The sequence below is a fragment of the Pseudomonas sp. JQ36 genome (genome assembly GCF_053851495.1).
Map to the genome: position 1 here is coordinate 1,268,609 of NZ_CM132642.1, position 24,924 is coordinate 1,293,532.

The window sequence follows — 24,924 nt, forward strand, 5'->3', positions numbered from 1 at the left end:
TTCACTTCCTCGGGTCGAAGGCATCGCGAGCGGACTCGCCGATAAACACCAGCAAACTCAACATCAGCGCCAGCACGGCAAACGCGCTCATGCCCAGCCACGGTGCCTGCAGGTTGGATTTGCCCTGAGCGACCAGCTCACCCAGCGACGGGCTGCCTGCGGGCAGGCCGAAGCCGAGGAAATCCAGCGCAGTCAGGGTACCGATGGCGCCGGTGAGGATGAACGGCATGAAGGTCATGGTCGAGACCATCGCATTGGGCAGGATGTGGCGGAACATGATTGCGCCGTTCTGCATGCCCAGCGCCCGTGCGGCGCGCACGTATTCGAGGTTACGGCCACGCAGGAATTCGGCGCGCACCACGTCGACCAGGCTCATCCACGAGAACAGCAGCATGATCCCCAGCAGCCACCAGAAATTCGGCTGGACGAAACTGGCAAGAATGATCAGCAGGTACAGCACCGGCAAGCCCGACCAGATCTCCAGAAAACGCTGACCGGCCAGATCGACCCAGCCGCCATAGAAACCCTGCAGCGCGCCGGCAATCACGCCGATGATCGAACTCAACACGGTCAGGGTCAGGGCAAACAGCACCGAAATGCGGAAGCCGTAGATCACCCGTGCCAGCACATCGCGGCCCTGATCGTCGGTGCCCAGCAGGTTGTCCGCCGAAGGCGGGGCCGGGGCCGGGACTTTCAGGTCGTAGTTGATGCTCTGGTAGCTGTAGGGAATCGGCGCCCACAACACCCAAGCGTCCTTGGCCTTGAGCAGTTCGCGGATGTACGGGCTCTTGTAGTTGGCTTCCAGCGGGAATTCGCCGCCGAAGGTGGTTTCCGGGTAGCGCTTGATCGCTGGGAAATACCAGTTGTTGTCGTAATGCACCACCAACGGCTTGTCGTTGGCGATCAGCTCGGCACCGAGGCTCAGGCCGAACAGGATCAGAAACAGCCACAGCGACCACCAGCCACGCTTGTTGGCCTTGAACAGTTCGAACCGGCGGCGGTTGAGAGGGGACAGGTTCATCTCAATGCTCCCGGCTGGCGAAGTCGATGCGCGGATCGACCAGGGTGTAAGTGAGGTCGCCGATCAGTTTCACCACCAGACCGAGTAGGGTGAAGATGAACAGGGTGCCGAACACCACCGGGTAATCGCGGTTGATCGCCGCTTCGAAACTCATCAGGCCCAGACCGTCGAGGGAGAAAATCACTTCCACCAGCAACGAGCCCGTGAAGAAGATGCCGATGAACGCCGACGGGAACCCGGCAATCACCAGCAGCATGGCGTTGCGGAACACGTGGCCGTAGAGCACGCGGTTGCGCGTCAGGCCCTTGGCCTTGGCGGTGACCACGTACTGCTTGTTGATCTCGTCGAGGAAGCTGTTTTTGGTCAGCAGGGTCATGGTCGCGAAGTTGCCGATCACCAGCGCCGTCACCGGCAGCGCCAGGTGCCAGAAGTAGTCGAGGATCTTGCCGCCCAGGCTCAGCTCATCAAAGTTGTTCGAGGTCAGGCCACGCAGCGGGAACCAGTCCAGATAACTGCCGCCGGCAAACACCACGATCAGCAGAATCGCAAAGAGGAACGCCGGAATCGCGTAGCCGATGATGATCGCGGAGCTGGTCCAGACGTCGAAGTGGCTGCCGTGCCGTGTGGCCTTGGCGATCCCCAGCGGGATCGACACCAGGTACATGATCAGCGTGCTCCACAGCCCGAGCGAGATCGACACCGGCATCTTTTCCTTGATCAGGTCGATGACCTTGGCGTCGCGGAAGAAGCTGTCGCCGAAATCCAGCTGCGCGTAGTTCTTGACCATGATCCACAGGCGTTCCGGGGCCGACTTGTCGAACCCGTACATGTGCTCGATTTCCTTGATCAGCGCCGGGTCGAGGCCTTGCGCGCCACGATACGCCGAACCGGCCACCGAGACTTCGGCACCGCCACCGGCAATGCGGCTGGTGGCGCCTTCGAAGCCTTCGAGCTTGGCGATCATCTGTTCCACCGGGCCGCCGGGCGCGGCCTGGATGATCACGAAGTTGATCAGCAGGATGCCGAACAGGGTCGGGATGATCAGCAGCAGTCGCCGAAAGATATACGCCAGCATCTGATTACTCCGTGCCCACAGGGTCGGCTTGCAGTTTGGTTTCGACTTCTATGGCGGGTTTCGCGTCAGGCTTGACCCACCAGGTGTTAATCCCGATGTCGTATTTGGGCGAGACTTTCGGGTGACCGATGTGGTTCCAGTACGCCACGCGCCAGGTCTTGATATGCCAGTTGGGGACCACGTAGTAACCCCATTGCAGCACCCGATCCAGCGCCCGCGCATGGGCCACCAAGCTGCTGCGTGAATCGGCGTTGATCAGGTTCTCTACCAGTTGATCGACGATCGGATCCTTCAGGCCCATGGTGTTGCGGCTACTCGGTTTGTCGGCGGCGGCGCTCATCCAGAATTCGCGCTGCTCGTTACCCGGCGAGTTGGATTGCGGGAAGCTGCCGACCATCATGTCGAAGTCCCGCGAACGCACGCGGTTGATGTACTGCGAAACGTCGACGCGGCGGATCACCAGGTCGATGCCGAGGTCAGCCAGATTGCGTTTGAACGGCAGCAGCACGCGTTCGAATTCGGTCTGTGCCAGGAGGAACTCGATGACCACCGGTTTGCCGTTGGCGTCGACCATTTTGTCGTCGACGATCTTCCAGCCGGCTTCCTGCAACAGTTGATAGGCCTCGCGCTGCTGGGCGCGGATCATGCCGCTGGCGTCGGTCTTCGGGTTCTCAAAGGCTTCGCTGAACACCTGCGCCGGCAGTTTGCTGCGAAACGGTTCGAGGATCGCCCGTTGCTCGGCGTCGGGCAGGCCGGTGGCGGCCATTTCCGAGTTTTCGAAATAACTGCGGGTGCGGAAGTAGGCACCGTTGAACAGCTGTTTGTTGGTCCACTCGAAATCAAACAGCAGGCCGAGCGCCTGACGCACCCGCACATCCTGAAACACCGGGCGGCGCAGGTTGAAGACGAAGCCCTGCATGCCGGTCGGGTTGCTGTTGGCAATCTGTTCCTTGATCAGCCGGCCTTCGGTCACGGCCGGGATGTTGTAAGCGTTGGCCCAGTTCTTCGCGGTCATTTCCAGCCAGTAATCGAACTGCCCGGCCTTCAGCGCTTCGACGGCCACGGTGTTGTCGCGGTAGTAATCGGTGGTCATCACATCGAAGTTGTAGAACCCGCGATTGACCGGCAGATCCTTGCCCCAGTAATCCTTGACCCGCTCATAGCGCACCGAGCGCCCGGCTTTCACTTCGGCGACCTTATAAGGGCCGCTGCCCAGCGGAATTTCCAGATTGCCCTTGGTGAAATCGCGATTGGCCCACCAGTGTTTCGGCAGCACCGGGAGCTGACCGAGGATCAGCGGCAACTCGCGATTGTTGGTGTGCTTGAACTTGAACAGCACCTTGAGCGGGTCTTCGGCGATGACTTCGGCAACATCGCTGTAGTAACCGCGAAACAGCGGCGAGCCGTCCTTGGTCAGGGTCTGGAAGCTGAACACCACGTCTTCGGCGCGCACCGGATGACCGTCATGAAACCGCGCTTCCGGGCGCAGGTAGAAACGCACCCAGCTGTTGTCCGGGGCTTTCTCGATCTTTGCGGCGATCAGCCCGTACTCGGTGAACGGCTCGTCGAGGCTGTGCTTGGTCAGGGTGTCGTAGATCTGCCCGACGTCATCGGCCGGCACGCCTTTGCTGATGAACGGGTTGAGGCTGTCGAAGCCGCCAAACCCGGCCTGGCGGAAGATCCCGCCCTTCGGCGCGTCGGGGTTCACGTAATCGAACTGCTTGAAGTCCGCCGGGTATTTCGGCGGCTCGTTGTACAGGGTCACGGCATGTTGCGGGGCGGCAATCGCCAGCCCGGCGAACAGCAGACCGCTGGCCTGCACGAGCAGGGCGCGGATGGGCATCATTTATTGTTCTCCGAAGATTTCAGCCACCACGCGCTCAGGCCCAGGGTGTAGGGCGGTGTGGTGACGAAAGCCAACCGGTTGCGGTAGGCCAGTCGGTGATAATTGAGGTACCAGTTGGGAATGCTGTAGTGCTGCCAGAGCAGCACTCGGTCGAGCGCCTTGCCGGCGGCGACCTGTTCGTCGCGGGTTTGTGCGGCGAGCAATTGTTCGAGCAGGTGATCGACCACCGGGTTGGCGATGCCGGCGTAATTCTTGCTGCCCTTGACCCCGACCTGACTGGAATGAAAGTACTGCCATTGCTCCAGACCCGGGCTGAGGGTCTGGTTGAGGGTCATCAGGATCATGTCGAAATCGAACTGGTCCAGGCGCTGTTTGTACTGGGCGCGATCCACCGTGCGCAGGCGCGCGTCGATGCCGATGCTGTTGAGGTTCTCGATGTACGGCTGGAGGATCCGTTCAAGGTTCGGATTGACCAGCAGCAGTTCGAAACCCAGCGGCTGACCCTTGGCGTTTTGCAGGCGCTGGCCGTTGAGCTTCCAGCCGGCTTCGGCGAGCAGGGCCAGGGCCTTGCGCATGGTTTCCCGGGGGATGCCGCGGCCGTCGGTCTGCGGCAGGCTGAACGGCTCGGTAAACAGCTTCGCGGGTAACTGATCTTTATACGGCTTGAGCATCAGCCATTCATGCCCGACCGGCAGGCCGCTGGCGCTGAATTCGCTGTTGGGGTAGTAGCTGGTGGTGCGTTTGTAGGCATTGCTGAATAGCGCGCGGTTGGTCCACTCGAAGTCGAACATCAGGCCCAGCGCTTCGCGCACCTTGACGTCGCTGAAAGTCGCGCGCCGGGTGTTCATGAACAGACCCTGGCTCTGGGTCGGGATCTGGTGCGGGATCTGCGCCTTGATCACCTCGCCACGGCGCACCGCCGGGAAGTTGTAGCCGTTGGCCCAGTTCTTTGCCTGATGCTCGATGTAAATGTCGAATTCGCCGGCCTTGAAGGCTTCGAAGGCCACGTCGCTGTCGCGGTAGAACTCGACTTCCATGCGATCGAAGTTGTACTTGCCGCGATTGACCGGCAGATCCATGCCCCAGTAATCCTTGACCCGCTCGAAAATCAGCTGCCGCCCCGGCGTCACCGAGGTGATGCGGTAAGGGCCGCTGCCCAGCGGTGGCTCGAAGGTGGTGGCCTTGAAGTCGCGATCCTTCCAGTAATGCTGCGGCAGCACCGGCAATTCACCGAGGCGCAGAATCAGCAGCGGATTGCCCGAGCGCTTCATCACGAATCGGATGCGCTGCGGGTTGAGGATGTCGACCCGCGACACCTCCTGCAGGGCGGTGCGGTACAGCGGGTGGCCGTCCTTGAGCAGCAAGCGATAGGAGAACGCCACGTCGTAGGCGGTGATCTGGGTGCCGTCGTGGAAACGCGCTTCCGGGCGCAGATTGAACACCACCCAGCTGCGATCTTCGCTGTATTCCACCGATTGCGCGATCAGTCCATAACTCGACGCCGGTTCGTCACCGGATGGCGAATACTGGCCGGTGCCGACCATCAGCGGCTCGTTCAGCTCGTTGATGCCGTACTGCAGGAAATTCGGTGTCGTGACCGGGCTGGAGCCCTTGAAGGTGTACGGGTTGACCGTATCGAAGGTGCCGAACGCCATCACCCGCAACGTACCGCCCTTGGGCGCTTGCGGGTTGACCCAGTCGAAGTGGGTAAATCTGGCCGGGTACTTGAGCGTGCCGAACTGCGCATAACCGTGACTCTCGGTAATCGTCGCGCTTGCGGGTGAGCTCAAGGCCAGGCTGATCAGGAGCAGGAGGAGGGGACGCTTCAAGTCAGATCCGATCCAGGCGGCTTGGGCTTTGTGGGCCGTACAGTAACAGCTTGTCTGGACAGGAAAAAGATGCGGGTTAATGCGGGCTTAATCGCCTTCAATTGCGTTTGCTTTTGGTGGGAGCGGGCTTGCTCGCGAATGCGGTGTATCAGTCACCTTCATATGCGGCTAACAGACCGCATTCGCGAGCAAGCCCGCTCCCACAAAAGCAAAAAAGCCCCTGAATTTCAGGGGCTCTTCTGTCAGTGCGGCTGGTAAACCGTGAGCATCTGCCCAGGCTTGAGGGCCTTGCCGGCACCCGGGTTCCAGCGCTTGAGATGCTGCATCTCGACGTTGAAACGCTTGGCCACCACGTACAGCGTGTCGCCACGCTTGACCTTGTACTGGGTCTGCTGCTGGCTGTCGGTCTTGCCTTTGGTCTTGCTGTTGGCGGCAATCACCGTGTTGACCCGGCCACTGCTGCGCGCCGGGGCGCGTTTGGTGGTGTCTTGCATCACCAGGGTCTGGCCGACCTTGAGGTTCTTGCCGGTCAACTTGTTCCAGCGCTGCAGATCCTTGACTTCGACCTTATTGGCCTTGGCGATGGAGCCGAGATTGTCGCCGCGTTTGACCCGGTAAGCGCGCTTGAGCTTCGCCACTTCGCTCGGGTCGGCACCGTCGAACACCGGCTTCAGCGAACGCGGGCTGATCAGCTCTTCAGGCCGCATGGTCTGCAGGCTGGCGGTCAGCAGTTGCGCCTTGGACGTCGGCACCAGCAGATGCTGGGGGCCGTCGATGGTGGTGCGCTGCTTGAAGGCCGGGTTGAGCTGGAACAGCTCGTCTTCGTCGATGTTGGCCACCGCCGCAACCTTGGACAGGTCCATGCGCTGGTTGATTTCGACGACCTGGAAATACGGTTCGTTGGCGATCGGGTTGAGGTTCACCCCGTAGGCTTCCGGGGCCAGCACCACTTGCGACAAGGCCAGCAGTTTCGGCACATAAGCCTGTGTTTCCGCCGGCAACGACGACAGGTTCCAGTAGTCGGTCGGCAGGCCCAGCTTCTCGTTACGCTCGATGGCGCGGCTGACCGTGCCTTCACCGGCGTTGTAGGCCGCCAGGGCCAGCAGCCAGTCACCGTTGAACATGTCGTGCAGACGAGTCAGGTAGTCCATCGCGGCGGTGGTCGAGGCGGTAATATCGCGACGGCCATCATAGAAGCGGGTCTGGCGCAGGTTGTAGTAACGACCGGTGGACGGAATGAATTGCCACAGGCCCGAAGCGTCGGCCCGGGAATAGGCCATCGGGTTGTAGGCGCTCTCGATCACTGGCAGCAAGGCCAGCTCCAGCGGCATGTTGCGCTCTTCGAGACGCTCGACGATGTAATGAATGTAGAGACTGCCGCGTTCGCCGGCGTTCTCCAGGAAAGAGGGGTTACTGGCGAACCACAGGCGCTGCTGCTCGATGCGTGGGTTGACGCCCAGGCTGTCCTGTAGCTGGAAACCACCGCGCATGCGCTCCCAGATGTCCTGAGGCACTTGCGGGCTGGGCTTTTCAGTCAGCCAGATCGGCTTCTGCTTGGCTCGCGCAGCAATGTTCGGCGTATGGGTCGCTTCAGGCTGCGGATCATGGCTGGAGCAGCCCGCCAGCGTGGCGGACACCGCCACCGCGATGGCTTGAGCCAGGCGGGTCAATGCGTCTGAATTGACGGACTTACGTATGGATGACGACATTGGCTGGAAGTAAGTTCCGGGCAAAAATGTCGGGCGATTCTAGAAAGCGCACCCCCTGCGGTCAACCATTCAGAATTTTTGTACCAGGTGACAAGTCACTTAGAACGTATCTTTCCATGCCCGCAGAGCCGCAAAAACCTCACTCGGCGCCCGGTTTTGAGCGCCTGCCCGTTCGTCCACTTTTTGTGTAACTAATGTTTCAGCGGTGCGCAAAAACGGATTGGTGAGCTTTTCCAGGGCCAGGGTCGAGGGCAGGGTCATCACGCCTTTTTCCCGTTGCCGGGTGACTTTTTCCAGACGGGCGGCAATGTCCGGGTTGGTTGGTTCGACCGCCGCAGCAAACTTCAGATTGCTCAGGGTGTATTCATGGGTGCAATACACCAGCGTATCCTCGGGCAGGGCAGCGAGACGGCCGAGCGAGTGGTGCATCTGCTCCGGCGTGCCTTCGAACAGGCGTCCGCAACCGGCGGCGAACAGGGTGTCGCCGCAAAACAGCAGGCCGTGGTGGTAATAGGCGATGTGGCCGAGGGTGTGACCGGGCACCGCATAGACATCGAAGTCCCAGCCGAGCACGCTGACCGTGTCGTTGTCCTTGAGCGCCACGTCGCGCCCCGGGATGTTTTCGCTGGCCGGGCCGTAGACTTTGGCGCCGGTTGCCGCTTTCAGACGTTCGACGCCGCCGACATGGTCATGGTGGTGATGGGTGATCAGAATGTCGCTCAGCACCCAGCCCTCGTGTGCCGCCAGCCAGGCCTGGACCGGCGCGGCATCGCCCGGGTCGACCACAGCGCAACGCTGGGTGCGGTGATCCTGTAACAACCAGATGTAGTTGTCGGTGAACGCGGGCAGGGCACTGATCTGTATCATCGTCGGAATTCGCCAAGCGGAAAACATTGGCGCATCTTAGAGCTTCTAGCGGCGTTGGAGAATGACATGACCGATAAAGCGTTCGCTCAGGCCGATCCCGACTGGCTGGCGTTGATCGGCGCGGCCCGAGAATGGCTGGCCGGCCCGCTCGGGCAATTTCTGCTGGATGAAGAACGGCGCATGCTCGAAGACGAGTTGGGGCGGTTCTTCGGCGGCTATCTGGTGCATTACGGGCCGTCGGCCCAGACCCCGCCGTCGGCGCCGCAGGTGCAGCGCAACGTGCGGCTCGGCGCGCCGTTGCCGGGTGTCGAGATCGTCTGCGAAGAACAGGCCTGGCCGTTGAGCGAGCACGCCGCCGACGTGGCGGTGTTGCAGCACGGTCTGGATTTCTGTCTGTCGCCCCACGGTTTGCTGCGTGAAGCGGCGAGCAGCGTGCGCCCCGGCGGGCATCTGCTGATCATCGGCATCAACCCCTGGAGCACCTGGGGCTTGCGCCACGTTTTCGCTCACGACGCGTTGCGCCAGGCACGCTGCATCTCGCCGTCGCGGGTCGCCGACTGGCTCAATCTGCTGGGCTTTGCGCTGGAGAAACGCCGCTTCGGGTGCTATCGTCCGCCGCTCGCGTCGCCCAAGTGGCAGGCCCGACTGGCCGGCTGGGAACGCAAGGCCGGCGACTGGCAACTGTCGGGCGGTGGCTTCTATTTACTGGTCGCGCGCAAGATCGTGGTTGGCCTGCGTCCGGTGCGTCAGGAACGCCGCGAGCCGATGGGCAAGCTGATTCCGCTGCCGATGGCCAAGGTCAACCGCCGTCGTATCGAACCGTAAACCTTCTTTTTATAGTGGCCGGACTTGCTCCGGCCGCGGCCATCGTCGATCCGCGATTGACGGGGCCAGGCATTTTTCTGGATAGAGTGGCATGAGCGAAAGCGTCGATAGCGTAGAACTGTTCACCGACGGCGCCTGCAAGGGCAACCCCGGCCCGGGCGGCTGGGGCGCCTTGCTGGTGTGCAAGGGCGTCGAAAAGGAACTGTGGGGCGGCGAAGCCAATACCACCAACAACCGCATGGAACTGCTCGGCGCCATCCGTGGCCTCGAAGCCTTGAAGCGGCCCTGCGAAGTGCTGCTGGTGACCGACTCGCAATACGTGATGAAGGGCATCAACGAGTGGATGGCCAACTGGAAAAAACGCGGCTGGAAGACCGCTGCCAAAGAGCCGGTGAAAAACGCTGACCTGTGGAAAGAACTGGATGAGCAGGTCAATCGCCACAAGGTCACCTGGAAGTGGGTGCGCGGGCACATTGGTCATCACGGTAACGAACGGGCTGACCAATTGGCCAACCGTGGGGTGGATGAGGTTCGCGGGTACAAGCAGAGCTGAGTCCCGCCGTTGCACCGAGTCGTGGCCTTCGCGAGCAAGCCCGCTCCCACACTGGATCTCCTGTGTATCAGGATTGTGCCCACCGCAGATCCAGTGTGGGGAGCGGGCTTGCTCGCGAATGGAGCGGCACGGTCTGACTGAAACACCCCCACCGAGCGTGTTAACATCGCCGCTTTTGCACGATTGACCCCGTTGAGAACTGAACACTGATGGCCACCAGATCCGTTGTACTCGATACCGAAACCACCGGCATGCCGGTGACCGATGGTCACCGGATCATTGAAATCGGCTGTGTCGAACTAATCGGTCGGCGCCTGACAGGCCGGCACTTTCACGTCTACTTGCAACCGGATCGCGAGAGTGACGAGGGCGCGATTGGCGTTCACGGCATCACCAACGAATTCCTCGTCGGCAAACCGCGTTTCGCCGAAGTCGCCGACGAGTTCTTCGAGTTCATCAACGGCGCGCAGCTGATCATCCATAACGCGGCGTTCGACGTTGGCTTCATCAACAACGAATTTGCCTTGATGGGTCAGCACGATCGCGCTGACATCACCCAGCATTGCACCATTCTCGACACCCTGATGATGGCCCGGGAACGTCACCCGGGGCAGCGCAACAGCCTCGATGCCTTGTGCAAACGTTATGGCGTCGACAACTCCGGCCGTGAACTGCACGGCGCCTTGCTCGACTCGGAGATTCTCGCCGACGTCTACCTGACCATGACCGGTGGCCAGACCAGCCTGTCGCTGGCCGGCAATGCTTCCGACGGCAATGGCACGGGCGAGGGCGCGGACAACTCCGCCACGGAAATTCGTCGTCTGCCGGCTGATCGCCAGCCTGCGCGGATCATTCGGGCGACGGAAGAGGAACTGGCGGCGCATATGGCGCGGCTGGAGATCATTGCCAAGTCGGCGGGCGGGCCGGCGTTGTGGACGCAGATTGCCGAGGCTGATGCTCAAGCTTGATCCCCTCTGTGGCGAGGGAGCTTGCTCCCGCTTGGCTGCGAAGCAGTCATAAAACCTGAATGCACATTGATGCTGAACGAATACCGGGGGCCGCTTCGCGCCCCAGCGGGAGCAAGCTCCCTCGCCACAAAAGCCGAGTCAGGCTGAATGAAGCCAACTGGCCACCCTCGCCACTTTCGCTGCAACCCTCTACCCTGAGTGCATTGGCTGACTTTGATCCGCCGCCTCGGGACACTGAGCCTCATGTACAAAGATTTGAAGTTTCCGGTGTTGATCGTCCACCGCGACATCAAGGCCGACACGGTCGCCGGTGACCGTATCCGTGGCATTGCCCGGGAGTTGGAGCAGGAAGGTTTCAATATCGTTTCGGCCATCGACTACACCGAAGGGCGGTTGGTGGCGTCGACCCATCATGGTCTGGCGTGCATGCTGATCGCTGCCGAAGACGCCAGCACCAACTCGCACCTGCTGCAGAACATGGCCGAACTGATCGGTCTGGCGCGGGTGCGCGCGCCGGATCTGCCGATCTTCGCCTTGGGCGAACAGGTCACTCTGGAAAACGCCCCCGCCGATGCCATGGCCGAACTCAATCAGTTGCGCGGCATTCTCTACCTGTTCGAAGACACTGTGCCGTTTCTGGCGCGGCAAGTGGCGCGGGCCGCGCGCAAGTATCTGGATGGCCTGCTGCCGCCGTTTTTCAAGGCGCTGGTACAGCACACCGCCGACTCCAACTATTCCTGGCACACCCCCGGGCATGGCGGTGGCGTGGCCTATCACAAGAGTCCGGTGGGGCAGGCGTTTCACCAGTTTTTTGGCGAAAATACCCTGCGTTCGGACTTGTCGGTATCGGTGCCGGAGCTTGGTTCGCTGCTCGATCACACCGGCCCGCTGGCTGAGGCCGAAGAACGCGCGGCGCGCAACTTCGGCGCCGATCACACGTTTTTCGTGATCAATGGCACCTCGACTGCCAACAAAATCGTCTGGCACTCGATGGTTGGCCGTGATGATCTGGTGCTGGTCGATCGCAACTGCCACAAGTCGGTGTTGCACGCGATCATCATGACCGGCGCGATCCCGCTGTACCTGTGCCCGGAGCGCAATGAGCTGGGGATCATCGGCCCGATTCCGTTGAGCGAATTCAGTCGCGAATCGATCCAGGCGAAGATCGATGCCAGCCCGCTGACCAAAGGCCGGGCGCCGAAAGTCAAACTGGCGGTGGTGACCAATTCGACCTACGACGGCCTCTGCTACAACGCCGAGCTGATCAAGCAGAGCCTGGGTAATAGCGTCGAAGTGCTGCATTTCGACGAGGCGTGGTACGCCTACGCAGCGTTTCACGAGTTCTTCGCCGGGCGCTATGGCATGGCCACCTCGCGCACAGTAGACAGCCCGCTGGTGTTCACCACTCATTCCACGCACAAGCTGCTCGCTGCATTCAGCCAGGCCTCGATGATTCATGTGCAGGACGGCGGCGCGCGGCAACTGGACCGTGACCGTTTCAACGAAGCGTTCATGATGCACATCTCGACCTCGCCGCAGTACAGCATCATCGCCTCGCTGGATGTCGCCTCGGCCATGATGGAAGGCCCGGCCGGGCGTTCGCTGTTGCAGGAAACCTTTGACGAGGCGCTGAGTTTTCGCCGGGCGCTGGCCAATCTGCGCCAGCACATTGCGGCGGATGACTGGTGGTTCTCGATCTGGCAGCCGCCCGGCGTCGAAGGCATCGACCGGGTGCAGACCGAAGACTGGCTGCTGCAACCGGATGCCGACTGGCACGGCTTCGGCGAAGTCAGCGACGACTATGTGCTGCTCGACCCGATCAAAGTGACCCTGGTCATGCCCGGATTGAATGCCGGTGGCGCGTTGAGCGAGAAGGGCATCCCGGCGGCGGTGGTCAGCAAGTTCCTCTGGGAGCGCGGGCTTGTGGTGGAGAAGACCGGGCTGTATTCATTCCTGGTGCTGTTCTCGATGGGCATCACCAAGGGCAAGTGGAGCACGCTGCTCACCGAATTGCTGGAATTCAAGCGCAGTTACGATGCCAACGTCAGTCTCGCGACCTGCCTGCCGTGCGTGGCGCAGCAAGACACCGCGCGCTATCGCGGCATGGGCTTGCGCGATCTGTGCGATCAACTGCACGCCTGTTACCGCAGCAACGCTACGGCCAAACATCTGAAACGCATGTACACGGTGCTGCCGGAAATCGCCAAGAAGCCGGCCCACGCCTATGATCATCTGGTGCGCGGCGAGGTGGAGGCGGTGCCGATCGATGAGCTGGAAGGGCGGATTGCGGCGGTAATGCTGGTGCCGTATCCACCGGGAATTCCATTGATCATGCCCGGCGAGCGCTTTACCGAGGCAACCCGCTCGATCATCGACTACCTGAAGTTTGCCCGTACGTTCGATAGCAGCTTCCCCGGTTTTGTCGCTGATGTGCATGGACTGCAACATGAAGATGAAGGCAATGGACGGCAGTACACCGTCGATTGCGTCAAGGAATGAGGACTTTTCCGAGTATGCAACCGGTCATGAATCCGAAATACCCAGGGTTGTCGGTGCGCGTCGCCGACGATGGTTTTGCGGCGTACATCTGGGGCAGCGACTTCAGTTTCGAGGTGGCCGCGTACGGTGCGGCCGTCATTGGTCAACCGGTCGAGCGCTGGGCGGTGACGCCGATCGTGCCGTACCGCAAGTGCTACGGCATCGACCCTGAAGAGTTCAGCAGCTATCGCGATGCCGCCGACAGCGCGATTTTCATGGCGTATCTGGATGACGAGCCGGTCGGCCATCTGGTGATCAGTACCAACTGGAACGGCTTTGCTCACATTGATGAGCTGGCGGTGCACGCACCGGCGCGCCGGCATGGTGTGGCCAAGGCGCTGCTGGATGTCGCGCAGTTCTGGAGCCGCAAGAAAAAACTGCCGGGGATCATGCTCGAGACGCAGAACAACAACCTCGGTGCCTGTCGTTTGTATGAGCGCTGCGGTTACGAAATTGGTGGTATCGACCATTTGCGTTATCGCGGGATTGACCCGAACACCGCGGAAATCGCGTTGTTCTGGTATCGATTGTTCGATAACCCGCTGGAAAACCCGCTCAGCTCGCCAGCATCGCCTCGGCTTGTTCCGTGACGATCGTCAGCAGCGTCTGAATCGCTGACGGCGTGGCGCTGTGTCGGTAGGTCAGGGCATACAGGCTGATCGGCACCGCCGGTGACAACGGGCAGACATCCAGTCCGCTCGTCCGCGCGCCGAGGGCGGTGAACGGGTCGACGATGGCCAGGCCTTCGCCGGCCTCGACCATGCTGCGCATCATCTGATGGGTTTGCACTCGGGTCTGGATGCTCGGCGCCGGGCGCAGGGCCTGGAGTTTGTTTTCCAGCGCCGGGCTCAACGGGTCGTGGCCTTCGAGGCCGACCATCGCCTGGCCGGCGAGATCCTGCAGGGAAATGTATTTCTGCTTCGGCTGCAGCCAGCCGTGGGGCGCAAGCAGTTGCAGCTTGCCGTGGGCCAGCGGTTGCGCGTGGATGTCGGGGTGTTCCGGATCGTGCAGGCTCAGGCCCAGATCGCTTTCGCGCAGCAGCAGGCTACGGACGATGTCGCAAGTCGCAGAGCTGAGCAAACGGCAGGGTGCATCGGGCAACCGCCGGCGCAGCAGCGCGATACTTTGCGGCAACAGTTGTTGCGCCAGCGGCGGGGTGCCGATGATGCGCAGGGGCGGGGCGAGGTATTGCTTGAGGCTGCTGGCCAGACGCTGCACCGGTTCCAGTGCCTCGTAGACATGAGCGATCTCGACTTGCAGCGCCCGCGCTTCGGGCGTCGATTGCAATCGACCGCGTACACTGGCGAACAGCATGAACCCCAACTCGCTCTCGGCTTCGCGCAAACGCTCTTCGACCTCGGTCACCGGGAGCTGCAGCCATTCGGCGGCGGTGCCCAGGTGACCGGTCTGCAAGAGCGCCTGAATCACTTCGATATGACGTAAACGCATGCGTGAAGTCCATGTTCAGCAGGTGGGGTCAGTGGCTGAATCCTACCCCAAGTCTGCGCACATGACTTCTGCTCATAACGGCCAGTTATGAAGCGATGGTTGTCTCAGGCTCGCGGGTCAGGGTGATACCTGACTGAACCAGGAGAAACTCGGTGTCACTGACTTTGTTGACGCGATCGCCAATGGCCAGTTTGTAAATCGGCTCCGAGCCAGTGGAACCGTCTGCCGACGGGTTGGATTCCTGGAACTCATGCACGGAATAAACGCGGCCTTCCGCATCTCTTGCATGGAACTGACCGACGAGTACTGCTGCCATCTGCTTAGAACCTCTGGAGATAAAACGCTTGATTTGCGGCTTGGTAGACCGTCATCAAGCCCTGTAAGTTTTCCTACAGGAAAAAAATAATCAGCGCGCAGGAATTTCCCTTGCTCGCTGGTGAAACTGTCATCGAATCATCTATAACTACTGGCTCTTCCCACCGACAGTCGAGAGTCTTCCAATGAGCAATGTCTACAACGTCGCTGTAGTCGTCGGCAGCCTGCGCAAAGCATCGATCAACCGCAAAGTCGCGCTGGCGCTGGCCGAGCTGGCACCGGCGAACCTCAAACTGAAGATTGTCGAGATTGGCGACCTGCCACTCTATAACGAAGACATCGACGGCGATTCACCGCCGGCAGCCTACAGCACTTTCCGCCAGGAAGTCGGTTCTTCCGACGCGGTGCTGTTCGTCACCCCGGAATATAACCGCTCGGTGCCGGCGCCTTTGAAGAATGCGATTGACGTGGGTTCACGGCCGTATGGCAAAGCCGTCTGGAGCGGCAAACCGGGTGCGGTGATCAGCGTGTCGCCGGGGGCGATTGGCGGTTTTGGTGCCAACCAGCATTTGCGCCAGTCCTTCGTGTTTCTCGATGTGCCGTGCATGCAGCAGCCGGAAGCGTATCTGGGGGGCGCGGGTTCGGCGTTTGACGAGGCGGGCAAGCTGAGCGAGTCGGTCAAACCGTTCCTGCAGAATTTCATCAATGCGTACGGGAAATTTGTGGAACAACACAAAAAATAATCTGGTCAGAGCTGCGATAAAACAGAGATCCTGTGGGAGCGGGCTTGCTCGCGAAAGCGGTGTGTCAGACACAAAGTTGTCATCTGACATACCGCTTTCGCGAGCAAGCCCGCTCCCACGTTTGGATCTCCACTCATTGAATAATTGAAGGCTGTCGCGAATGCTCGCTGCGTCACTGATCTTCCTGCTGACCATCACCCTTGTCATCTGGCAACCCAAAGGCCTCGGGGTCGGCTGGAGCGCGACGCTCGGCGCGGTGCTGGCGCTGATCTTCGGCGTCGTGCACCTGAGCGATATTCCGCTGGTGTGGCAAATCATCTGGAATGCCACCGGCACCTTCGTCGCACTGATCATCATCAGTCTGTTGCTCGACGAAGCGGGGTTCTTCGCCTGGGCCGCGCTGCATGTGGCGCGCTGGGGGCGGGGCAGTGGGCGCAAGCTGTTTGCCTTCATGGTGCTGCTCGGCGCGCTGGTATCGGCGCTGTTCGCCAATGACGGCGCGGCGCTGATCCTCACCCCGATCGTGATTTCGATGCTGCTGGCGCTGCGCTTTTCCCCGGCGGCGACCTTGGCGTTCGTCATGGGTGCCGGTTTTATTGCCGATACCGCGAGCCTGCCGCTGGTGGTGTCGAACCTGGTCAACATCGTCTCGGCGGACTTCTTCCACATCGGCTTCAACCGCTATGCGGCGGTGATGGTGCCGGTCAACTTCGTCAGCGTGGCCGCGACGCTCGGCGTGCTGATGTGGTTTTTCCGCCGCGACATTCCCAAGGCTTACGACCCCGAACAGCTCGAACAGCCGCACACGGCGATCCACGACAAGGCCACGTTCTATGCCGGTTGGGTGGTGCTGGTGATTTTGTTGATCGGCTGCTTCTTCCTCGAACAGATGGGCATCCCGATCAGCGCGATCTCGGCGGTCTGCGCGGCGCTGCTGCTGGGGATCGCCGCCCGAGGCCACAAGATTTCCACGCGCAAGGTGCTCAAAGAAGCGCCGTGGCAGATCGTGATTTTCTCCCTCGGCATGTATCTGGTGGTCTATGGCCTGCGCAATGCCGGGCTGACCGGGTATCTCGCCGGCTGGCTGGATGTGTTTGCCGGGTACGGCGTGTGGGGCGCGGCGCTGGGCACCGGGGTGCTGACGGCGTTGTTGTCATCGATCATGAACAACTTGCCGACGGTGCTGATCGGGCTGCTGTCGATCGATGCCAGTCAGGCCAGCGGTGTGGTCAAGGAAGCGATGATCTATGCCAACGTGATCGGCAGCGACTTGGGGCCAAAAATCACCCCGATCGGCAGTCTGGCGACGTTGCTCTGGCTGCATGTGCTGGCGCGCAAGAATATCCGGATTGGCTGGGGCTATTACTTCAAGGTCGGGATTGTGCTGACGGTGCCGGTGTTGTTGATTACTTTGGCGGCTTTGGCGTTGCGGTTATCCATCTAGACCGTGTTGGCCCCTTCGCGAGCAAGCCCGCTCCCACAGGGGGATCGCATTCCAATGTCTACATTTGGAATGCAGCTCAAAATGTGGGAGCGGGCTTGCTCGCGAAAGGGCCGGTCCAGGCACTGCAGAAACTCAGGCCTGCCCCGGCACATTCGGCCAAAGATCCGCCACCAGAAACAGGCGCTCCGCCTCTTCCCATTCGCCCCGGGCATTCTCGGTCAGGCGCACCATCAATTGCGCCGGGGCTGTCGGTTCCAGAGCGTCCAGCCACATCTGCAGGTGTTCAGCGCTCCAGGTCTGATCCGCCGGGTAGTGTGCCGGCGCCAGCCACGCATGGCGGGGCAGGGGTTGCCAGCGCCCGGCCGGACGCTGGGCGACGAACGCCTGCCAATCCTTCTGATGCAACCAACTGCCCCGCAGATGCTGCGGATGCGCGCCTTTCGGCGGTTCGGCCTGACCGGGCCACGGGTACAGCAGATATCCGCCCAGCCACAACTGCGCACTGAACACTTCGATATCCAGCTTCGCCAACACCTCGCGACTTTCCGGACGGGCCGAGATCGGCAGTTGGTGTTCGGCCAGATGCGCCAGTTTGCGGTCCAGTCGATCATGACAACCCGGCCCCAGCCATTGCGCCGGGTCGTGGCCGTCGCCCTCCTGCGGGCCGAGATAGAGCTTGATCGCCAGTTCCAGGTGATGCACGCCGTCGCGGTCGCGCAGCAGCATGTCCAGTTCACCGAGGGTGTGGCCTTCGCGGCGGATCGGCAGGTTGGCGGCAATCAGCTCGATGCCCGGCGCATGCTGCACGGCAAACTGCCACAACCGCTCGTAATACAGGCCCAGCCGTCGGGTGCGCGCCTGCGACAGCCAATGCAACAAGCCATAACTGTCGTGATCCAGTTGCCGCAGCCAGTGCTCCAGGCGCTGCGGATCACTGACCCAGTCGCTGCCGGCCAGCGGATGGCGCTGCGGCCACGGCGTTGCGGCCAGCATCGGCGGGGCGAGAATCACCCACGCCAGATCACGCACTTCCGGATGGCGTAATTGGTGTGGCAACTGGAGCAGGTCGGGAAACAGGATCATCTTGCGAGCATAGCCTGAATCACGCGCGCACCCTTGAGGCTGAAAGGATTTTGTCTATGGCGGGCTTTCGCCCATAATCGTGTTTTTCGCGTTTTCGATTGTCCGCAGAGGTCCCATGGAGCAATTTCGTAATATCGGCATCATCGGTCGCCTGGGCAGTTCCCAGGTGCTGGATACCGTCCGCCGACTGAAACGCTTTCTGCTCGATCGTCACCTGCACGTGATCCTCGAAGACACCATCGCCGAAGTCCTGCCGGGCCACGGCCTGCAAACCTCGTCGCGCAAGATGCTCGGCGAAGTCTGCGACATGGTCATCGTCGTCGGCGGTGACGGCAGCCTGCTCGGCGCTGCGCGGGCGCTGGCCAAGCACAATATTCCGGTACTCGGGATCAACCGTGGCAGCCTCGGTTTTCTCACCGACATTCGTCCCGATGAGCTGGAAGTCGAAGTGGCCAAGGTGCTCGACGGCCATTATCTGGTGGAAAACCGCTTCCTGCTGCAAGCCGAAGTTCGCCGCCATGCCGAGGCCATCGGCCAGGGCGATGCGTTGAACGACGTGGTGCTGCACCCGGGCAAATCGACGCGGATGATCGAGTTCGAGCTGTACATCGACGGCCAGTTCGTCTGCAGCCAGAAGGCCGACGGCCTGATCGTCGCCACGCCGACCGGCTCCACTGCGTACGCGCTGTCCGCCGGTGGCCCGATCATGCATCCCAAGCTCGACGCCATTGTGATCGTGCCGATGTACCCCCATATGTTGTCGAGCCGGCCAATTGTGGTCGATGGCAACAGTGAGCTGAAAATCGTCGTGTCGAAAAACATGCAGATTTACCCGCAAGTCTCTTGCGACGGGCAGAACCACTTCACCTGCGCGCCGGGCGACACCATCACCGTCAGCAAGAAAGCCCAGAAGCTGCGGCTGATTCACCCGCTCGACCACAACTACTACGAAGTCTGCCGGACCAAGCTCGGCTGGGGCAGCAAGTTGGGTGGTGGAGGCGACTGATGCTCGATCCCGCGCGCAGTTATGACTTGATTGGTGACGTGCACGGATGCGCCCTGACCCTCGAACACTTGCTTGACCGACTCGGTTATCACAAGCAGGGCGGGGTCTGGCGGCATCCATCGCGCATGGCCGTGTTCGTCGGCGACATCATCGACCGTGGCCCGCGAATCCGCGAGGCGCTGCACATCGTCCACGACATGGTCGAGGCCGGGCAGGCGCTGTGCATCATGGGCAACCACGAATTCAACGCATTGGGCTGGAGCACGCCGGCGCTGCCCGGCAGCGGCAAGCAGTTCGTCCGTGAGCACACGCCGCGCCACGCGCGCCTGCTGCAGGAAACCCTGATCCAGTTCGAAGACCATCCGGGCGACTGGCATGACTTCCTCAACTGGTTCTACGAGCTGCCACTGGTGGTTGATGCCGGACGCTTCCGCGTGGTGCACGCCTGTTGGGATGCCAGCCTGATCGAACCGTTGCGCGGGCTGTTTCCCGATGCGCGTATCGACGAGCACTTTCTCCAGGCCTCGGCCGTGCCCGGCAGCTTCGCCTGCACCGTGTTTGATCGCTTGCTGCGCGGCACCGACATGCGCCTGCCGGATGGTCTGACCATGACCAGCGGCGACGGTCTGGTGCGTTCGTTCTTCCGCACCAAATTCTGGGAAGACGACCCGAAAACCTACGGTGACATCGTCTTCCAGCCAGATGCGCTGCCGGAGCCGGTGGCGCAGAAGCCGCTGACCTCCAGCGAAAAAAACAACCTGCTGCGCTACGGCATCGATGAGCCGTTGCTGTTCGTCGGCCACTACTGGCGCAGCGGCAAACCGGCGCCGATCCGCCCGAACCTCGCGTGTCTCGATTACAGCGCGGTGCTCTACGGCAAACTGGTGGCCTATCGTCTGGATCAGGAAACACGCCTCGATCCGCATAAATTTGTCTGGGTCGATGTCGAGCGGCCGGAGGTGCTGCAATGAGTGCGGTAGCGGTATTGCGTCTGCCGTTGGCGGTGGATCTGAGCGGTTTCGTCCAACTGCTGCAACGGATGCAGGTGCCGCATCGGGTCAGTGAAGAGGCGGGCGAGCAGGTGCTGTGGGCGCCAGCGGAAATCAGCGAGGACGTGCGTTCACTGTACGAGCGCTTCCCGGCCGGTGACCCCGATCAGCAACTGGACATCCCGGCAGCGCCGGCCTTCAAGCGCCCGAGCTTCGCCGAACAACTCAAACACGCCAAGGCCACCGGGTTGATCCTGCTGCTGAGCCTGCTGGTCGGCGGCCTGACTTATCTGGGCGACAACCTCGAAACTGTCCGTTGGCTGACCTTCCTCGACTTCCGCGTGGTCGGCGAGTACATCCAGTTCACGCCGCTGGCCGACAGTCTGGCGGCGGGGCAGTGGTGGCGCCTGTTCACGCCGATGCTGCTGCACTTCGGCATCCTGCACCTGGCCATGAACGGCATGTGGTACTGGGAGCTGGGGCGGCGCATCGAGTCACGTCAGGGCAGCATCAACCTGCTCGGGCTGACCCTGCTGTTCAGCCTGGTGTCGAACTACGCGCAGTTTGCCTGGAGCGGCCCGAGCCTGTTTGGCGGCTTGTCCGGCGTACTCTACGGACTGCTCGGCCACTGCTGGATCTTCCAGTTGCTGGCGCCGAACCCGGCGTATCGCCTGCCGCGAGGCGTGCTGGTGATGATGCTGGTGTGGCTGGTGATTTGCATGTCCGGACTGGTGTCGATGATCGGTTTCGGCCAGATCGCCAACGCCGCCCACGTCAGCGGGTTACTCATCGGATGCTTCACCGGTTTGTTGGGCGGTTTGTATAACCGCCGTAAACTGGCCGCCTGAAATTTTAAGTGAATAAAGAGCACGGAGACCCTGATGTCCTCTTTTAACGACATGATCAAAAACATCACCCCGGACATCTACGAGAGCCTGAAACTGGCCGTGGAAATCGGCAAGTGGTCCGACGGCGGCAAACTCACCGCCGAACAGCGCGAGCTGTCGCTGCAAGCGATGATCGCCTGGGAAATCCAGAACCTGCCTGAAGACCAGCGCACCGGTTACATGGGCCCGCAGGAATGTGCGTCGAAGTCGATCGAAGTGCCGAACATCCTGTTCAAGTCGGATGCCATCCATTGATCGAGATTGGCCGCGGTGCAATCAGCAAAATGTCGGCGCGCCTGGACGGGCCGAACGTGCAATACGCGTTTCGTCTGGATGACGTCGAGGTGCCGGTCAATCCCATGATCGGCACCACGGTGCGTCTGGAGTACCTGGGGGCGATTCATTGCACCCATTGCGGGCGCAAGACCAAAACCAGTTTCAGCCAGGGTTACTGCTACCCGTGCATGACCAAACTGGCGCAGTGCGACCTCTGCATCATGAGTCCGGAGCGCTGTCACTTCGAGGCCGGTACCTGCCGGGAGCCAGAGTGGGGTCAGAAGTTCTGCATGACCGATCACGTGGTGTATCTGGCCAACTCGTCGGGGATCAAGGTCGGTATCACCCGCGCCACGCAATTGCCGACCCGCTGGCTCGATCAGGGCGCAAGTCAGGCGCTGCCGATCATGCGCGTATCGACGCGCCAGCAGTCGGGCTTCGTCGAAGACCTGTTCCGCAGCCAGGTGGCCGACAAGACCAACTGGCGCGCGTTGCTCAAGGGCGATGCGGCGGCAGTGGATCTGGCCCAGGTGCGCGACCAGTTGTTCGAAAGCTGCGCTGAGGGCTTGCAAGGCCTGCAACAGCGATTCGGCCTACAAGCAATTCAGACGATTGCCGATGTAGAACCGCTCGAAATCCGCTATCCGGTCGAGCAATACCCGGCCAAAATCGTCAGCTTCAACCTGGACAAGAACCCGATTGCCGAAGGCACGCTGCTGGGGATCAAGGGTCAGTACCTGATTTTCGACACCGGCGTGATCAACATTCGTAAATACACGGCCTATCAGCTCGCCGTGCATCAATAAGGATTCCAGCATGCGCACCGAACAACCGAAGATGATTTACCTGAAGGACTATCAGGCGCCCGAGTACCTGATCGACGAGACGCACCTGACCTTCGAGCTGTTCGAGGACCACAGTCTGGTCCACGCGCAACTGGTGATGCGCCGCAACCCGGAGCGTGGCCCGGGCCTGCCGCCACTGGTACTCGACGGCCAGCAACTGGAGTTGCTGTCGGTGACCTTGGCCGACCAGGAACTGAGCGCCAGTGATTACCAGCTGAGCGAAAACACCCTGACCCTGCAGCCGGCCAGCGCCAGTTTCACGGTCGACACCAGCGTCAGGATCCACCCGGAAACCAACACTGCGCTGGAAGGCCTGTACAAGTCCGGCACGATGTTCTGCACCCAGTGCGAGGCCGAAGGCTTCCGCAAGATCACCTATTACCTCGACCGCCCGGACGTGATGAGCAAGTTCACCACCACGGTGGTCGCCGAGCAGCACAGCTATCCGGTGCTGCTGTCCAACGGCAACCCGATTGCCTCCGGCCCGGGTGAAGATGGCCGGCACTGGGCGACCTGGGAAGACCCGTTCATGAAACCGGCGTACCTGTTCGCGCTGGTGGCCGGTGATTTGTGGTGTGTCGAAGACACCTTCACCACCATGACCAATCGTAATGTCGCGCTGCGCATCTACGTCGAGCCGGAAAACATCGACAAGTGCCAGCATGCGATGAACAGCCTGAAGAAGTCGATGCGTTGGGACGAAGAGGTCTACGGTCGCGAGTACGATCTGGACATCTTCATGATCGTCGCCGTCAACGACTTCAACATGGGCGCGATGGAGAACAAGGGCCTCAACATCTTCAACTCCAGCGCCGTGCTGGCCCGTGCCGAAACCGCCACCGACGCCGCGCACCAGCGGGTCGAGGCGATCGTCGCTCACGAATACTTCCACAACTGGTCGGGCAACCGCGTGACCTGCCGCGACTGGTTCCAGCTGTCGCTCAAGGAAGGCTTCACCGTGTTCCGCGACGCCGGTTTCTCCTCGGACATGAACTCGGCCACGGTCAAGCGCATTCAGGACGTGGCGTACCTGCGTACCCACCAGTTCGCCGAAGATGCAGGCCCGATGGCCCACGCGGTGCGCCCGGATAGCTTCATCGAGATCTCCAACTTCTACACCCTGACCGTGTACGAAAAAGGCTCGGAAGTGGTCGGCATGATCCACACCCTGTTGGGCGCCGAAGGTTTCCGCAAGGGCAGTGACCTGTACTTCGAACGCCACGATGGTCAGGCCGTGACCTGCGACGATTTCGTCAAGGCCATGGAAGACGCCAACGGTGTCGATCTGAGCCAGTTCAAACGCTGGTACAGCCAGGCCGGCACGCCGCGTCTGGCGGTCAGCGAGTCCTACGACGCCGCGGCGAAAACCTACAGTCTGATCTTCCGCCAGAGCTGTCCGGAAACCCCGGACAAAGTGGAAAAACTGCCGTTTGTGATTCCGGTCGAACTCGGTCTGCTCGACAGCAAAGGCAACGAGATCGCGCTGCGTCTGGCCGGTGAAGCGTCGGCGCAAGGCACAACCCGCGTGATCTCGGTGACCGAGGCTGAGCAGACCTTTACCTTCGTCGACATCGCTGAACAGCCGCTGCCATCGTTGCTGCGCGGGTTCTCGGCACCGGTGAAACTGAGCTTCCCGTACAACCGCGACCAGTTGATGTTCCTGATGCAGCACGACAGCGACGGCTTCAACCGCTGGGACGCCGGTCAGCAACTGTCGGTGCAGGTGCTGCAGGAGCTGATCGCCCAGCAGCAGAAGGGCGAGAGCCTGGTGCTCGATCCGCGTCTGATCTCGGCGCTGAAAACCGTGCTGTCCGATGAGTCGCTGGATCAGGCCATGGTCGCCGAAATGCTTTCGCTGCCGAGCGAAGCGTATCTGACCGAAATCAGCGAAGTGGCGGATGTCGAGGCGATCCACAACGCTCGCGAATTCGCCCGCAAGCAACTCGCGGACAGCCTGTTCGAAGCGCTGTGGCTGCGTTATCAGGCCAACCGCGACTTGTCGAAGCAGACGCCGTATGTGGCCGAGGCCGAGCACTTTGCCCGTCGCGCGCTGCAGAACATTGCGCTGTCGTACCTGATGCTCAGCGGCAAGCCGGAAGTGCTGGCCGCTACGCAAGAACAGTTCGAAAACAGCGACAACATGACCGAGCGCCTGACCGCGCTGGCGGTGCTGGTCAACTCGCCGTTCGAAGAACACAAGGCCAAAGCGCTGGCGACCTTCGCCGAGCACTTCAAGGACAACCCGCTGGTCATGGATCAGTGGTTCAGCGTGCAGGCCGGCAGCACCTTGCCCGGCGGTCTGGCGCGGGTGAAGGCGTTGATGCAGCATCCGGCGTTCAATATCAAGAACCCGAACAAGGTGCGTGCGCTGGTCGGTGCGTTTGCCGGGCAGAACCTGATCAACTTCCACGCCGCCGACGGTTCGGGCTACCGCTTCCTCGCGGATCTGGTGATCGAACTGAACGGCTTCAACCCGCAGATCGCTTCGCGGCAGCTGGCGCCGCTGACCCGCTGGCGTAAATACGACAGCGCCCGTCAGGCGTTGATGAAAGGGGAGCTTGAGCGGATTCTGGCTTCCGGTCAGCTGTCCAGCGATGTGTACGAAGTGGTCAGCAAAAGCCTGGCGTAACGCATAACGAAATGTGGGAGCGGGCTT

The 24,924-nt window shown here is 61.3% G+C and carries 22 protein-coding genes; 13 read left to right on the forward strand and 9 right to left on the reverse strand.

Features of this window, described 5'->3' with window-relative positions; translation table 11 throughout:
- Position 1: 1 nt before the first annotated feature.
- From ACS4NR_RS05720 to gloB, 6 genes are all read right to left on the reverse strand, one after another.
- Positions 2-1,021 (reverse strand): ABC transporter permease, encoded by a 1,020-nt coding sequence (locus ACS4NR_RS05720; RefSeq protein WP_064587187.1) that lies wholly within the window; start codon positions 1,019-1,021, stop codon positions 2-4.
- Position 1,022: 1 nt separating this feature from the next.
- Positions 1,023-2,096, reverse strand: a complete 1,074-nt coding sequence (locus ACS4NR_RS05725; RefSeq protein WP_095139628.1) for a microcin C ABC transporter permease YejB — start codon at positions 2,094-2,096, stop codon at positions 1,023-1,025.
- Between the two features lie 4 nt (positions 2,097-2,100).
- Positions 2,101-3,942 (reverse strand): extracellular solute-binding protein, encoded by a 1,842-nt coding sequence (locus ACS4NR_RS05730; protein WP_166497917.1) that lies wholly within the window; start codon positions 3,940-3,942, stop codon positions 2,101-2,103.
- Positions 3,939-5,771 carry an extracellular solute-binding protein gene (locus ACS4NR_RS05735; protein WP_456019342.1) on the reverse strand — a complete coding sequence of 611 codons (1,833 nt, stop codon included), beginning with the start codon at positions 5,769-5,771 and terminating at the stop codon, positions 3,939-3,941. Before ACS4NR_RS05735 ends, ACS4NR_RS05730 begins: the two co-directional genes overlap by 4 nt.
- Before the next feature lie 242 nt (positions 5,772-6,013).
- The gene (locus ACS4NR_RS05740; protein WP_456019343.1) at positions 6,014-7,480 is read right to left on the reverse strand and encodes a LysM peptidoglycan-binding domain-containing protein; all 1,467 of its coding nucleotides are present in this window, start codon (positions 7,478-7,480) and stop codon (positions 6,014-6,016) included.
- Between the two features lie 99 nt (positions 7,481-7,579).
- Positions 7,580-8,347 carry a hydroxyacylglutathione hydrolase gene (gene gloB, locus ACS4NR_RS05745; RefSeq protein ID WP_166497914.1) on the reverse strand — a complete coding sequence of 256 codons (768 nt, stop codon included), beginning with the start codon at positions 8,345-8,347 and terminating at the stop codon, positions 7,580-7,582.
- Between the two features lie 66 nt (positions 8,348-8,413).
- Between gloB and ACS4NR_RS05750 the strand changes: the two genes are divergently transcribed.
- The 5 genes from ACS4NR_RS05750 (at position 8,414) to ACS4NR_RS05770 (ending at position 13,821) form a co-directional block, all read left to right on the forward strand.
- Positions 8,414-9,172, forward strand: coding sequence for a methyltransferase domain-containing protein (locus ACS4NR_RS05750; RefSeq protein ID WP_456019344.1), 759 nt, complete (start codon positions 8,414-8,416; stop codon positions 9,170-9,172).
- Between the two features lie 91 nt (positions 9,173-9,263).
- The gene (rnhA, locus tag ACS4NR_RS05755; protein WP_003224162.1) at positions 9,264-9,725 is read left to right on the forward strand and encodes a ribonuclease HI; all 462 of its coding nucleotides are present in this window, start codon (positions 9,264-9,266) and stop codon (positions 9,723-9,725) included.
- A 209-nt stretch (positions 9,726-9,934) separates the two neighbouring features.
- Entirely contained in the window at positions 9,935-10,693 is a 759-nt protein-coding gene (gene dnaQ, locus ACS4NR_RS05760; protein ID WP_007965849.1) for a DNA polymerase III subunit epsilon, read from the forward strand.
- 243 nt (positions 10,694-10,936) lie between these two features.
- Complete coding sequence (locus ACS4NR_RS05765; RefSeq protein WP_456019345.1) at positions 10,937-13,192, forward strand: Orn/Lys/Arg family decarboxylase; 2,256 nt, start codon at positions 10,937-10,939, stop codon at positions 13,190-13,192.
- 14 nt (positions 13,193-13,206) lie between these two features.
- A complete protein-coding gene (locus ACS4NR_RS05770; RefSeq protein ID WP_041067268.1) occupies positions 13,207-13,821 on the forward strand; it encodes a GNAT family N-acetyltransferase in 615 nt (204 codons plus the stop codon).
- Here the strand turns inward: ACS4NR_RS05770 and ACS4NR_RS05775 are convergent.
- Together ACS4NR_RS05775 and ACS4NR_RS05780 are read right to left on the reverse strand one after the other, a co-directional pair.
- On the reverse strand, positions 13,787-14,680 hold the full coding sequence (locus ACS4NR_RS05775; protein WP_456019346.1) for a LysR substrate-binding domain-containing protein: 894 nt from the start codon (positions 14,678-14,680) through the stop codon (positions 13,787-13,789). The genes ACS4NR_RS05770 and ACS4NR_RS05775 overlap by 35 nt on opposite strands.
- 85 nt (positions 14,681-14,765) lie before the next feature.
- The gene (locus ACS4NR_RS05780; RefSeq protein WP_123450411.1) at positions 14,766-14,996 is read right to left on the reverse strand and encodes a hypothetical protein; all 231 of its coding nucleotides are present in this window, start codon (positions 14,994-14,996) and stop codon (positions 14,766-14,768) included.
- 184 nt (positions 14,997-15,180) lie between these two features.
- Here ACS4NR_RS05780 and ACS4NR_RS05785 point away from each other — a divergent pair, with 184 nt between their 5' ends.
- The gene (locus ACS4NR_RS05785; RefSeq protein WP_027613142.1) at positions 15,181-15,738 is read left to right on the forward strand and encodes an NADPH-dependent FMN reductase; all 558 of its coding nucleotides are present in this window, start codon (positions 15,181-15,183) and stop codon (positions 15,736-15,738) included.
- A gap of 160 nt (positions 15,739-15,898) precedes the next feature.
- Positions 15,899-17,182 (forward strand): arsenic transporter, encoded by a 1,284-nt coding sequence (locus ACS4NR_RS05790; RefSeq protein WP_095139620.1) that lies wholly within the window; start codon positions 15,899-15,901, stop codon positions 17,180-17,182.
- Between the two features lie 132 nt (positions 17,183-17,314).
- Here ACS4NR_RS05790 and ACS4NR_RS05795 read toward each other — a convergent pair whose 3' ends face one another.
- Positions 17,315-18,265 carry a DUF1853 family protein gene (locus tag ACS4NR_RS05795; RefSeq protein ID WP_456019347.1) on the reverse strand — a complete coding sequence of 317 codons (951 nt, stop codon included), beginning with the start codon at positions 18,263-18,265 and terminating at the stop codon, positions 17,315-17,317.
- 115 nt (positions 18,266-18,380) lie between these two features.
- Between ACS4NR_RS05795 and ACS4NR_RS05800 the strand changes: the two genes are divergently transcribed.
- From ACS4NR_RS05800 to pepN, 6 genes are read left to right on the forward strand one after another with little or no spacing between them, the layout of a single operon-like run.
- Complete coding sequence (locus ACS4NR_RS05800) at positions 18,381-19,271, forward strand: NAD(+) kinase (protein WP_003224174.1); 891 nt, start codon at positions 18,381-18,383, stop codon at positions 19,269-19,271.
- Positions 19,268-20,242: a metallophosphoesterase gene (locus tag ACS4NR_RS05805; RefSeq protein WP_456020357.1), complete on the forward strand. Its 975-nt coding sequence runs from the start codon at positions 19,268-19,270 to the stop codon at positions 20,240-20,242. The genes ACS4NR_RS05800 and ACS4NR_RS05805 overlap by 4 nt, the downstream gene beginning before the upstream one ends.
- Positions 20,239-21,108 (forward strand): rhomboid family intramembrane serine protease, encoded by an 870-nt coding sequence (locus ACS4NR_RS05810; protein ID WP_095139617.1) that lies wholly within the window; start codon positions 20,239-20,241, stop codon positions 21,106-21,108. Before ACS4NR_RS05805 ends, ACS4NR_RS05810 begins: the two co-directional genes overlap by 4 nt.
- A gap of 33 nt (positions 21,109-21,141) precedes the next feature.
- Complete coding sequence (locus tag ACS4NR_RS05815; protein ID WP_003224178.1) at positions 21,142-21,402, forward strand: YeaC family protein; 261 nt, start codon at positions 21,142-21,144, stop codon at positions 21,400-21,402.
- On the forward strand, positions 21,399-22,229 hold the full coding sequence (locus ACS4NR_RS05820; protein ID WP_027613137.1) for a DUF2797 domain-containing protein: 831 nt from the start codon (positions 21,399-21,401) through the stop codon (positions 22,227-22,229). The genes ACS4NR_RS05815 and ACS4NR_RS05820 overlap by 4 nt, the downstream gene beginning before the upstream one ends.
- A 10-nt stretch (positions 22,230-22,239) precedes the next feature.
- On the forward strand, positions 22,240-24,897 hold the full coding sequence (gene pepN, locus ACS4NR_RS05825) for an aminopeptidase N (protein WP_456019348.1): 2,658 nt from the start codon (positions 22,240-22,242) through the stop codon (positions 24,895-24,897).
- Positions 24,898-24,924 lie beyond the last annotated feature (27 nt).